The 11,545-nt window shown below is 62.6% G+C and carries 11 protein-coding genes and 1 riboswitch; of the genes, 8 read left to right on the top strand and 3 right to left on the bottom strand.

Annotated elements, in window-relative coordinates:
• The first annotated feature begins 63 nt into the window (after positions 1-63).
• The 3 genes from RMO18_RS18990 to RMO18_RS18980 all read left to right on the top strand — a co-directional run bounded on the left by RMO18_RS18990 (position 64) and on the right by RMO18_RS18980 (position 2,320).
• Complete coding sequence (locus tag RMO18_RS18990) at positions 64-972, top strand: DMT family transporter (protein WP_309668050.1); 909 nt, start codon at positions 64-66, stop codon at positions 970-972.
• A gap of 2 nt (positions 973-974) precedes the next feature.
• A complete protein-coding gene (locus tag RMO18_RS18985) occupies positions 975-1,580 on the top strand; it encodes an inner membrane-spanning protein YciB (RefSeq protein ID WP_309668049.1) in 606 nt (201 codons plus the stop codon).
• A gap of 101 nt (positions 1,581-1,681) precedes the next feature.
• The gene (locus RMO18_RS18980) at positions 1,682-2,320 is read left to right on the top strand and encodes a hypothetical protein (protein WP_309668048.1); all 639 of its coding nucleotides are present in this window, start codon (positions 1,682-1,684) and stop codon (positions 2,318-2,320) included.
• A 22-nt stretch (positions 2,321-2,342) separates the two neighbouring features.
• Here RMO18_RS18980 and RMO18_RS18975 read toward each other — a convergent pair whose 3' ends face one another.
• Together RMO18_RS18975 and RMO18_RS18970 are read right to left on the bottom strand one after the other, a co-directional pair.
• A complete protein-coding gene (locus RMO18_RS18975) occupies positions 2,343-3,464 on the bottom strand; it encodes a tetratricopeptide repeat protein (RefSeq protein ID WP_309668047.1) in 1,122 nt (373 codons plus the stop codon).
• 114 nt (positions 3,465-3,578) lie between these two features.
• Positions 3,579-4,490 (bottom strand): alpha/beta hydrolase, encoded by a 912-nt coding sequence (locus RMO18_RS18970; protein ID WP_309668046.1) that lies wholly within the window; start codon positions 4,488-4,490, stop codon positions 3,579-3,581.
• A 143-nt stretch (positions 4,491-4,633) separates the two neighbouring features.
• Positions 4,634-4,711, top strand: a riboswitch (SAM riboswitch).
• A gap of 62 nt (positions 4,712-4,773) precedes the next feature.
• Between RMO18_RS18970 and metZ the strand changes: the two genes are divergently transcribed.
• The 4 genes from metZ to RMO18_RS18950 all read left to right on the top strand — a co-directional run bounded on the left by metZ (position 4,774) and on the right by RMO18_RS18950 (position 9,403).
• Complete coding sequence (gene metZ, locus RMO18_RS18965) at positions 4,774-5,952, top strand: O-succinylhomoserine sulfhydrylase (protein WP_309668045.1); 1,179 nt, start codon at positions 4,774-4,776, stop codon at positions 5,950-5,952.
• 84 nt (positions 5,953-6,036) lie between these two features.
• A complete protein-coding gene (locus RMO18_RS18960) occupies positions 6,037-6,657 on the top strand; it encodes a TIGR02466 family protein (protein WP_309668044.1) in 621 nt (206 codons plus the stop codon).
• A 147-nt stretch (positions 6,658-6,804) separates the two neighbouring features.
• On the top strand, positions 6,805-7,896 hold the full coding sequence (folE2, locus tag RMO18_RS18955; RefSeq protein ID WP_309668043.1) for a GTP cyclohydrolase FolE2: 1,092 nt from the start codon (positions 6,805-6,807) through the stop codon (positions 7,894-7,896).
• Positions 7,897-7,954: 58 nt separating this feature from the next.
• Positions 7,955-9,403, top strand: coding sequence for a TrkH family potassium uptake protein (locus tag RMO18_RS18950; protein ID WP_309668041.1), 1,449 nt, complete (start codon positions 7,955-7,957; stop codon positions 9,401-9,403).
• Here RMO18_RS18950 and RMO18_RS18945 read toward each other — a convergent pair whose 3' ends face one another.
• Entirely contained in the window at positions 9,404-11,131 is a 1,728-nt protein-coding gene (locus RMO18_RS18945) for a serine protease (RefSeq protein WP_309668040.1), read from the bottom strand.
• A gap of 163 nt (positions 11,132-11,294) precedes the next feature.
• On the opposite strand from RMO18_RS18945, the gene RMO18_RS18940 reads away from it, so the two are divergent.
• Positions 11,295-11,545, top strand: a 251-nt coding sequence (locus tag RMO18_RS18940; protein ID WP_309668038.1) for a glycine--tRNA ligase subunit alpha, incomplete at its 3' end; no start/stop codon positions are given.

Genomic DNA, 11,545 nt, shown 5'->3' with positions numbered 1-11,545 from the left:
GGCGCTGGCGCGGGTCTTTCAGGGCGCGACGGTTCAGGTGGACTGGCAACCCGGCACTGGCAATTGAGCGAGACAGTGCGCGCCTTGGAAGGGACGGCGGCGGGGCAGGATGTGGCGCTGCTGCTGGCGCTGATCTCGGCCGTTGCGCATGCCTGTTTCGGGGCGCTGCAAAAGGGCCGCCATGATCCATGGCTGACGCGTGGCGCGATTGATCTGTGGATATTTTTCCTGGCCGCACCGGTGGCGGTGTTCGTTGTGCCGTGGCCGGTGGGGTTCGAATGGGCGGTTCTGGCGGGGGCGCTGGGCATCCATTTTGCCTACAAGCTGACCATGGCACTGGCCTACGAACGGGCGGCCTACACGGTGGTTTATCCGGTGGTGCGGGGCACGGGGCCTCTGATCACGCTGGCCTTTGCGGCGGTGTTTCTGGGCGAGCATTACGGCCCGTTGCAATGGGGTGGGGTGGCGCTGTTGTCGGGCGCGATTCTGGGGCTGGCCGGGGCGAACTTGCGGGCGGTGCAGGTGGTTGATGCGGCGGCGCTGAAAATGGGCCTTGCCTGGGCCTTTGTGGCCGGGCTGTTGGTCGCCATATATACCACCTATGATGCGTGGGGGATCAGGCTGACGCCGGACCCGTTCACGTTTCTGGCGTGGTTCTTCTTCATCACGGCGCTGGACTTTCCGCTGCTGATGGGGGTTCGGCTGTTGCGCGGCACGGCACAGGTCACCGGCGAGGTGCGCGCCTTGTTGTTGCGCGGGTTGATCGGGGCGCTGGTTGCGTTTGTCAGCTTTGGCGGCATCATGCTGGGCACACGGATCGGCAAGGTGGGCGAGGTTGCGGCATTGCGCGAAACCTCTACCGTGTTTGCCGCGCTGATCGGCTGGGCGGTGCTGGGGGAACAGGTGGGCCGTCTGCGGGCGGCCTTGATGGGGTTGGTCGCGCTGGGCGCGGTATTGGTACAGGCAGGATGAGCATGACGAAGAAGACGATCAACCCGGTTCTTAAGCAGGTGCTGGAACTGGGCCCGACGCTGGTGTTCTTTGTGATCTACATGTGGATCAAGGACGAGAAGTACCAGATTGGCGGGACCGAGTATTCCGGCTTCATCGTGGCGGCGATTGTGCTGGTGCCGATCCTTTTGGCCTCAATTGCGGCGCTGTGGTGGCTGACCGGACAACTGAGCCGGATGCAGATATTCGTCGGCGTTATGGTGATGTTCTTTGGCGGGATGACGGCCTGGTTCAACGACGAGAGCTTTTTCAAGATGAAGACGACCATCGTCTACGGGACTTTCGCCACCATCCTGGGGGTGGGTCTGGTGCAGGGCAAGAGTTATCTGCAATGGGTGATGGCCGAAGCTTTGCCAATGATGCCAGAGGGTTGGATGATTCTGACGCGCAGGCTGGCACTGATGTTCGGGGCCCTTGCGGTGGCCAATGAGGCGATCTGGCGGACGCAGACAACAGAGCTTTGGGTCAAGCTGGAAACCTTTGGAATGCCTGTTGCGCTGTTCATTTTCCTGATGGTGCAGATCAGCATGCTGAACCGCTATCTGATCGAACCGCCCGAGGAAAAGTGACGACATCTTGCACAGGAATGCCCCTTAACGGTCTGCTTCCTGCCCAAGCACCGCCTTAAGTTGCGTCTAGAAAAAGGGTGAGCCAACGACGAGGTCGCCCGATGTACCGCAATCCACTTGATCTGGTCCGACTGTTCTTGAGCCTGTTTCAGGACCTGCCGGCGCTACCGCAAAGGATTTACATTCCAGGTGCGGTGTTGCTGATCGGCTATCCGGTGCTGGCGGTGGTTCTGGGGCCGGACGCGCAGAGCCAGGCGTTTGCGACCGCCTTTCTGCTGGCGTTGGGCGTACGGATTGCGATCGGATTTGAGGGCATGGTGCGGCGGATGCTGATGAAGTTCAGCACCGGTCAGACCATGGCGCTGGCGCTGGCGATGGCGGTTCTGCCGCTGCTGGTGGTGGCGATGGCCAGCGATCCGCTGTGGTGCCAGCGCATTCAAAGCGCGTTCTATGTGGTGATCGGCGGGATCTTCCTGTCTGACGTGCTGAAAGGGCGCTCTGATACGGCGGCGACGTTCTGGCCTGCCGAGGACATGAAGGGCTTCTTGCCGAACCTGACGCGGATGATGGTGATCTACAACTTCAGCTTCCTGCTGCTGAACGAGACGATGATCCGCAGTCTGGATGTGTCGCATTGGTTGCTGTTCTGGGCCGTGCTGCCGGTGATCGGCCATTCGGTTCTGCGCGCGATGGTGTTGACGGTGATTAACCTGGACGACGATCAAGCCCGCCCGGTGTGAAATCCGCTAGTATAGTCGGCCGCTAGCCCGCGACGGTGCAGCCCTGTTTCTTGACATCGATGCAGCGGCGCAAGGCGGTCAGCACGCCCGCCGGGGCGTTTGACAGCGGCAGAAACCCAAGCTCGGACAGTTTTCTGGCGTAGATCTTCGACATCGATGGATCAAGGTTCAGCGCGGACTCGAAATTCGCATAAGCCTGATCCAGCCGCCCAAGCGCGATGTCGATCTGGGCCAGCGTGTCAAAGAACGCCGCCTCCATGCCGCGACCGCCGCTGTTCTGGCGCAGCGGTTGGGTCACCTGATCGGCCTCGGCGGCCTTGCCGGCCACAATCAGCGCCATGCCCTTGATGTTGATCCCGGTCAGGTTGTCAGGGTAGGCCTGCAGCAACGCATCCGCCTCGGCCATCACCATGTTCGGCGGCGCGTATTGCGAATAGGCAAGCAGCCGCAGCGCACGGATTTCTTCTTCGGTGCGGGGGTTCGGGCTGGCGATGGTGCCGGGCCGCAGCGTAAGGTCGGCGACGGCCACCACGTCCTGATACCGTTGCAACGCATAGAGCGCCGACATCTTGTTGCGGTAGGCGTTGTGGTAACCCGGATTGATCGAGATCGCCGTGTCGAAATAGCTGAGTGCGGCATCTGCCTGGCCAAGATCAATCAGGCAGCGGCCTTTGACTTCGTTGGCATAGGCATATTGCGGGTCAAGCCGCAGCGCCTGATCGGCGTCGTCCGAACACCGTTGCGCCATGCGCATGGTCCACCAGCCATCGGCGCGGTTGGCGTAGCCGTCGACATAATCAGCCACCGCAAGGGCAGCCGAATAGTGCGCAATGGCCCCCACGGTATTGCCACGGTCGTATTCAACGTTGCCAAGTTCGACCCATGCCCATTCATCCTCGGGGGCGTAGGACAGCGCCGTCTGCAGGGTGGTTGCTGCAGCGTCCAGGTCGCCAAGCATGCGCTGCGCTTCACCTTTCAGCGCAAGGGCGTAGGCGGCATCTTCGTCGGAGGCGGCGGCTTCGAACGCCTGATCGCAAAGCGTGATGCGCGCGGCGTAGTCATTGCTGCGATCAGCGCAGGTTTGTGACAGGGCGGGAAGGGCTGCAAAGCTGGCAAGGGTGGCAAGGGCGAGGACGCGCTGCATCGGGGGCCTTTGGAAAAGGGGTTCGGATGGAACTCGCGCGGCAGCGTCCATCACCTTGCATTGAAAATCAAGTCTTGCGCTGCCTGTCTTTGGGGGACGGTTGCCTGACGGGCGTCAGGGCACTGCCATGCCACGCCGCAGGACGGGCAGCGCCAGAAGCCGCGACCAGCGTGGGGTGCCGGAGGTGGACAGCGCGTTGCGCAGCAGCGCCAGCGGCAGTGGAGAAGGGCGCGCGAGGAACGCGCGGTAAACCGGGAATAGACCGGGCCGGGTGTAGGCGGACCAGTGGCACATCCGCCGGATTGCCTTGGCCGTGGGGTGACCCAACGCCCGAAGGGCGGCCCGATGCGCCGGAGCATCAATCTGCAGCGTCACCGCATTGGGCAGATCAAGCCCCGCGCCAATGGTGCGGGCACCGGGGCTAAACGGCGCGATCAGCCATTCATAGCCGCAGTCGAAAATGTCGTTCTCGCGCGAGGTGACGTTCAGCACCTCGACCTTGCGGCCAGCCGGAGAGGCAAGTGCCGCGGTTGCGGTGCTGACCAGTTCGGCACCGGCAAGCAGGACCATGCGGTGAACCGCGCCTTCGGGCAAGGCGGGCAGGGCTGTCAATGCCACCCTTGCGCCAAGGCTGTGACCCATCAGATCAATCGGGGCGGGGGTCAGTGCGCGCAGCTTGGTGATCAGGGCTGCAAGCGCGGCACCGGCGCGGGCGGCTTCGGCATGGGCGCGCCACAGTGTGCCCGACGCCTCCCAGCCGAAGGCGATGCACAGGCCGTCGTTGCCACGGCCAAAACCAAGGCGGCGGGGCCACGACAGGGTCTTACCCTTGCCGGGGGTCAGCGACAGGATGTTCAGGTGCGGGCTGAGCGGCGCATGACGCAGCGAATAGCGGTAGCCGTGGATCATGATCAGGATCGGCAGGCCGGGTGGCAGGGCGGCAATATGACCCGCCAGCACATCATCCAGCGGCCCATCGGGATGCTGGGGTTCAGTGCCGATGGCGTTGATCGCAAGGATTGGCATCTGTTGTAGCACCCGTTGCCTTGGCCGCTAAATCTGGCGTTGGGCTAACAGGGCAGTGCAAAGCCGCGATGACCGGACGGTGACGGAACCATGAACGCGCGCTGCGATCTTTGGCCGATTGACGGCGGGTGCGAACGGGATTAATCCAGCAACGTGGCGCTTTGTTACCGGATTGCGGGCCACGTTAAACAAACCGCTAAAGAGGTTCAGGGCAATGGCCCCGGCACCTCTGGTTGTCCGGGGTTTTTTCTTGGCCTGAGGCCGTTCCTGGAAAGATTGAACGATGACGAAAGACTGGAAGACCCGTACGAAACTGGTGCATGAAGGCAGCCGTCGCAGCCAGTACGGCGAGATGGCCGAGGCGATCTTTTTGACTCAGGGGTTTGTCTACCCCACTGCCGAAGCCGCCGAGGCGCGGTTTCTGAAGGCAGGCGATGACGAGTTCATCTATGCCCGCTACGGCAACCCCACGACGCGGATGTTCGAGGAACGGATCGCGGCACTGGAAGGCACCGAGGACGCCTTTGCCACGGCCAGCGGCATGGCGGCGGTGTCGGGTGCGCTGACCTCGATGCTGCGGGCGGGGGATCATGTGGTGTCGTCGCGGGCGCTGTTCGGGTCTTGTCTTTATGTGCTGGAAGAGGTGCTGGTGCGCTTTGGCGTGAAGGTGACCTTCGTCGATGGCACTGATCTGGACCAGTGGCGCGCCGCCGTGACCCCCGGCACCAAGGCGGTGTTCTTTGAGTCGATGTCGAACCCGACACTGGAACTGATTGATATTGAGAGTGTTTCGGCCATTGCCCATGCGGCCGGGGCGCTGGTGATCTGTGACAATGTGTTTGCCACGCCGATCTTTTCGCGCGCGGTCGAACAGGGCGCGGATGTGGTGGTTTATTCCACCACCAAGCATATCGACGGGCAGGGGCGCGCTTTGGGTGGCGTGGTCTGCGCCAGCCGAGAGTTCATCCGCAAGACGCTTGAACCCTACATGAAGCACACTGGCGGATCGATGAGCCCGTTCACCGCGTGGATCATGCTGAACGGCATGGCGACGCTGGATTTGCGCTGCCGGGCGATGGCGGAGGCGGCGGCGGTGATCGCGGCGCAGCTGCAGGGGCACCCGAAGCTGGAAAAGGTGATCTATCCCGGCCTGCCGAGCCACCCGCAGCACCGGCTGGCGATGGCGCAGATGGGGTCGGGCGGCACGCTGTTGGCGTTTGACATCAAGGGCGGCAAGGAAGCGGCATTCCGGTTCATGAATGCGCTGGAAATCATCAAGATTTCCAACAACCTGGGCGATGCCAAGACGATCGTCACGCATCCGACGACAACCACGCACCAGCGCCTGCCGCAGGACCAGAAGGACCTGTTGGGCATCACACCGGGGTTGATCCGGCTGTCGGTCGGGCTGGAGGATTCGAGCGATCTGTTGGCGGATCTGACGGCGGCGCTGTCGGCCTAGCGCTGCGCCTCGGATTTGCAGATTGCAAAGCCGCTGGCGCCGGATAGTCTTTTTCTGTTGCAAGGAAGCGGAGGGCTAAGCGGTATGCTTGATCTGGTTGCATCGGAGACGCTGTTCTCGACGCCGCTGTTGCGGTTCAGTCTGGCTGACCATGCGGTCCTGGACGCCGAGTTGCTGGCCGAAGGCGAACGGCAGCGTGCCGTTACCGAAGGCGTCGCCAAATCGAACCGGGGTGGCTGGCATTCGGAGGGCAACATCTTTGACAGCGACACCCCCTGTATCGTGCGGTTGCGGCAGGCGGCCGAGGCGTCGATCTGGGAGGCGGTGCGGCGAATGAAGGGAAAGGCCGATCCGGCGACCTTAAGCATGAAGCTGTCGGGCTGGATGAACATGAACCCCAAGGGCGGGTTCAATGCGCCCCATACCCATCCTGGCGCGCATTGGTCGGGGGTGTATTACGTGGCGCAACCGGCGGTCGAGACGGGGAATTCCGGGATGATCGAGTTTCTTGATCCGCGGTCAGATCTGCCGCATTGGCGGCTGTTCGAGGCCAAGGCGTTCCGGCCAAAGCGCAAGATCCGTCCCGCGGCGGGCGAGATCGTGCTGTTTCCGTCGTATCTTGTGCATTGGGTGTATCCCAACGAGACGGATGTTGAACGCGTGACCGTGGCCTTCAACGCCACGTTTCGCAGCCTGGCGGACTGACAACACAGCAGTCCGGGCGCGATGGAGGTTTGGCGGGCAACATGTTCCGGCAATGGCGGGAATGCGCCGGAACTGTTCGGCAATGATTGGACAGATGACCCGGCACGCCTACATCTTGTAGCCTGCGACCACGGAAGGAGCCGACCGATGAACATCCACACCCCAGAGATCGACCGCAAGCCATCGCGCGAAGAGGCGGAGGCGGCTTTGGCCGTGCTGCGCCAGTGGGCTGGAAAGGCATCCGACACCGAGATTGCGGCGCTGGATGGGGCGGTGGGCTATCTGGTGCCGGGGCAGGGTTACCCCGCGTTGTCGCGCACCTACCCGGCGGATTTCGTGGTGACCGAGGCCTACAAGGCCGGGCTGCCCGATCTGCAGAACGGCCCGTCCAGCCTGATCGTTGGGGCAAAGGCGGTGATCCAGCACGTCGGGATTTCAAACTTCCGGCTGCCGATCGGATTTCACACGCGCGAAAACGGCGATCTGACGCTGGAGACCAGCGTCACCGGCACCGTCAGCCTTGAGGCGGAAAAGAAGGGCATCAACATGAGCCGCATCATGCGGTCGTTTTATGCCCATGCCGACAAGGCGTTTTCCTTTGTGGTGATCGAGGCGGCGCTGGCCGATTACAAGCGCGACCTCGGCTCGTTCGATGCGCGCATCCAGATGCGGTTCTCGTTCCCGATGAAGGTGGGAAGCCTGCGGTCGGGGCTGTCGGGCTGGCAGTATTACGACATCGCGCTGGAATTGGTGGAACGGGCAGGGGTCGCCAAGAAGATCATGCATCTCGACTACGTCTATTCGTCGACCTGCCCCTGTTCGCTGGAACTGGCCGAACATGCGCGGCGCACGCGCGGGCAGTTGGCCACGCCGCACAGCCAGCGATCAGTGGCGCGGATTTCGGTGGAGGTCACGGGTGACGCGTGCCTGTGGTTTGAAGACCTGATCGAGCTGGCCCGTGAGGGCGTGCCCACCGAAACGCAGGTGATGGTCAAGCGCGAGGATGAGCAGGCCTTTGCCGAGTTGAACGCCGCGAACCCGATTTTCGTCGAAGATGCGGCGCGCAGTTTCTGCAAGGCCCTGCGCGGCGACCCGAGGATCGGCGATTTCCGGGTGGTGGCAAGCCATCAGGAAAGCCTGCACAGCCATGACGCGGTCAGCCTGCTGACCGAGGGCGACACCTTTGCCGTCGAAAGCCTGGACCCGCATCTGTTCCGCACGCTTTTCCACGTTGGCTGAGGCACGCTGTAGCGGGGCGATTGACGCGCGCCTCTGCGGCGGATAGCGATGCCGGATCATGGTGGATATTCGTCCCGTCGCCTATGTTATCGGACGCATCCTGATCGTCCTGGCCATCCTGATGGTGGCGCCTGCCATCATTGACTGGCGGGCTGGCCTGGAAAACGGCGTGAAGTTCCTGCAATGCGCCGCGATTACCGGGGTGGTCGGGGGGGCGCTGGCGCTGAGTTCGGTCAATTCGCTGGGGCGGTCGCTGGACACGCGGCAGGCCTATCTGCTGACCGCAGCGATCTGGGTGCTGGTGCCAGCGTTCGGGGCGCTGCCGTTTTACATCGGCGCGCCGGGGCTGAGCCTGAGCAACGCCTATTTCGAGGCGGTGTCCGGGATCACCACGACCGGGGCCACGGTGATTGTCGGGCTGGATGATCTGCCTGCGGGAATGAACCTTTGGCGGGGCATGCTGAACTGGCTGGGCGGGCTCGGGATTGCTTTCATCGCGATGATTTTTCTGCCGTTGATGCGGATCGGCGGGATGCAGTTCTTTCGCACCGAAGGGTTTGACACCTTTGGCAAGGCGCTGCCCCGCGCCACCGACATCGCGCGGCAGTTGCTGATTGTCTATGTGCTGCTGACGGTGGCCTGTGTCACCACCTATCTGCTAATCGGGATGACCGCGCTGGATGCCGTGGTCAACGGCTTTGCCACCATCGCCACGGGGGGCTTTTCGCCGACTGACATCTCCTTTTCCAAATACACTGGCGCGGGCGAGTATTTCGGGGCGTTGTTCATGTTTTTGGGCAGCCTATCCTACATTCGCTATGTCCAGCTGGTGAACGGATCGGCCTGGCCACTGTGGCAGGATCTGCAGGCGCGGGCCTATCTGCGCTGGCTGCTTGGCGCGGTGGTGATGGTTGCCGCCTGGCAGGTGTTCCATGCCGACATGGCAGTGGAGCCTGCGTTCCGCGAGGCGCTGTTCAATCTGACCTCGATCATGTCGGGAACCGGGTTCTTTTCTGGGACCTTCGGCGGTTGGGGCGCGTTTTCGATGATCATCGCCTTCGTGCTGGGCTTGATCGGTGGCTGCTCGGGGTCAAGTTCCGGCGCGCTGACGATTTTCCGGGTGCAGGTTGCGCTGTCAGCCTTGGGGCGCGAGATCCGTCGCATCTCGAACCCGAACAGCATTGACCCGGTGAAATACGCCGGGCGCACGGTCAATGCCGATGTGATGAGCGCGCTGATGATGTTCGTCACCAGCTATATCTTCATCATTGGGGTGCTGAGCACGGCGATGACGTTGTTCGGCGTTGACCCGGTATCCAGCCTGTTCGCAGTATGGCAGGCGATCGGCAACATCGGCTATGGCTATGGCCCGCTGATTGCGCGCACCGGGACATTTGTCGATTTCCCGACCGCCGCAATCTGGATCATGACTTTGGCGATGATCCTTGGCCGGTTGGGTCTGCTGGCGATTCTGGTGCTGGTGCTGCCGTCGTTCTGGCGGCGCTGATCAATCCCAACACGACACGATTGCCGTCATCCCGATGGCTGCCTCGGACAGATCTTCAGGGGCCATCGCGCCTTGGGCAGTGGATTTCAGTGGGGTCAGGCCCGCAGCGCCAAGCGTTCTGGCGATAAGGTCGGCAGAGGCCGCGTAGGACACCTCGGGCGGCAATTGCTTGCCGCCGAGCACGTCCTTTGGCAGCAGCATGCCAAGCACGGCGCCAGTGCTGTCCAGTACCGGGCCGCCGATATCGCCGGGCAGGGCGTCAATCGACAGGCGCTTGACGCCTTGTTCGCCGTTCAGGCCGGTGCTGTCTTCGAGGGTGCCGAAGGTCAGGACGGGCGAGGGCAAGCGGTCTTCGTAGGAATAGCCCGCAAGGGCCACTTCGGCGCCGATCCGGTCGGGAGCCTGCTGAAATTCAGCCACTTTGCGCGGGGACAAAGGGGTCTTCGGGGTGATCACGGCAAGGCCGGAGGCCGCGTCAGACAGGGTGACGGTTGCGTCTTCGGTCCGGTCGATGGTGATGCGACCGCAGTTGGTGACCGCATCAAGCGTGGTCAGGACCGTGCCGGTGGCATCGATGAACAGGCCAGAACGGCTGAACTTTGGCTTGCGCACTTCAAGGCCCGAAAGAAGCCCGCTTTTGGATTCAGGCGACAAAACCACCATGCCCGGATCAAGTGCCTGCTCGCCGGTGGATTTGAAGCTGGCCTCGACGGCCTGAATGATGCGGGTGTCGCGCGTATCGTTGCCGGGGGTGGAGATCAACATCCAGCCCTTGATCAGCCCAACCGACAGTTCGGCAAAGGCGGTGGTGTCGGCGGTGGCGGACGTGCCGCGGATGCGGAAGGATTTCTCGCCGCGGCTGCGCTCGCCGGTCAAGGGCACAGCTTTCAGCGATTGCAGGATGTCGTAGAGGCCGAAAAGGCTTGCCTGATCGCCCGGCTGCGAGATCAGCACGATGCTGACGCCAGAGCCGCCCTTGGCACGAAAATGCACGAAGGGGGGTTCGTAATGGTCAAATTCAACAAGGCCCAGCGGCAGAATGAGCTCTATCCCGGCTTCGGCTTCGTTCACCAAGGTAAAGCCGAAGCTGGCGATTTCGGACTGGTAGCTGGACAAAAGCGCCACGCGCTGTCTGGAGGTGAGCACGCCTGTCGGCTCGATGGCCTGCGCTTCTTGCCAGGCGGCCATGGAATTGCGGGTGCCGGGACCGAAGGCGCCGTCGATGGTGCTGTCATAGAAACCGAACCATTGCAGGGCGGTTTGCAGGAGTTTGCGATCATCTTCGGACAGCGATGCTTCGGAGGCGCGGGCCTCAGCGCGGGTCTCGTCCGGAAGCGCGGGTTCGGGAAGCGGATCGGGGGTGGCGATGATTTCGGGTTCGGGTTCGGGCAGGGGAAGGGTGCCGGATACCGGCCAGAACTGTTCACGGAAATCCGAGCCATCGGCGATAAAGCTGTCGTCGGGGATCAGGGCTTCGCGGCCAAGGGCCACCAGTTGCGCAGCGCCTTCGGCCACAGGATACGGCCCCAGCGCCACTGCGTACCAACCCGAGCGCAATTGATAGCCAACCGTTTCGGGAAACACCGCAGCGTAGGCACGGGCACGGACTTCGGCCACATCGCGTGTGGGATGCGCCTCGATCTGGACCCAGACCTGATCCTGGGCCTGAACAGCAAGGGAAAAGAGGCTGGTGATGAAGACTACAAAGGCAAAAACGACTTTAGACATAATCGGCTGGTCCTGACGCTGCGATTTACGGCCGCAACATGCGTGAAGCCCTCTGCAAGGGCAAGGGCTTATCCCAAGAGCGCGAAAGGGCGGGCCTGTCGGGAATTGACCCTCGCGCCCCCAGTGGATAGGGAGAGCGCAAGTCTGTCACGAAGGGTTTGTCATGGCCGAAATCCCCGCCGCCCCACGCAGTTTTCAGGAAATCATCCTGAGGCTTCAGGCCTATTGGGCAGCACGGGGCTGTGCGATCCTGCAGCCCTATGACATGGAAGTGGGTGCCGGCACCTTTCATCCGGCCACGACATTGCGGTCCTTGGGCAGCAAGCCCTGGGCTGCGGCCTATGTGCAACCCTCGCGCCGCCCGACCGACGGTCGCTATGGCGAGAACCCGAACCGGCTGCAGCATTACTACCA

Source organism: Tabrizicola sp. (genome assembly GCF_031377265.1).
In the GTDB taxonomy this organism is placed as follows: domain Bacteria; phylum Pseudomonadota; class Alphaproteobacteria; order Rhodobacterales; family Rhodobacteraceae; genus JAUYQR01.
The sequence above is the reverse complement of the archived record's forward strand: the minus strand, read 5'-3'. Positions and strand labels throughout refer to the sequence as shown.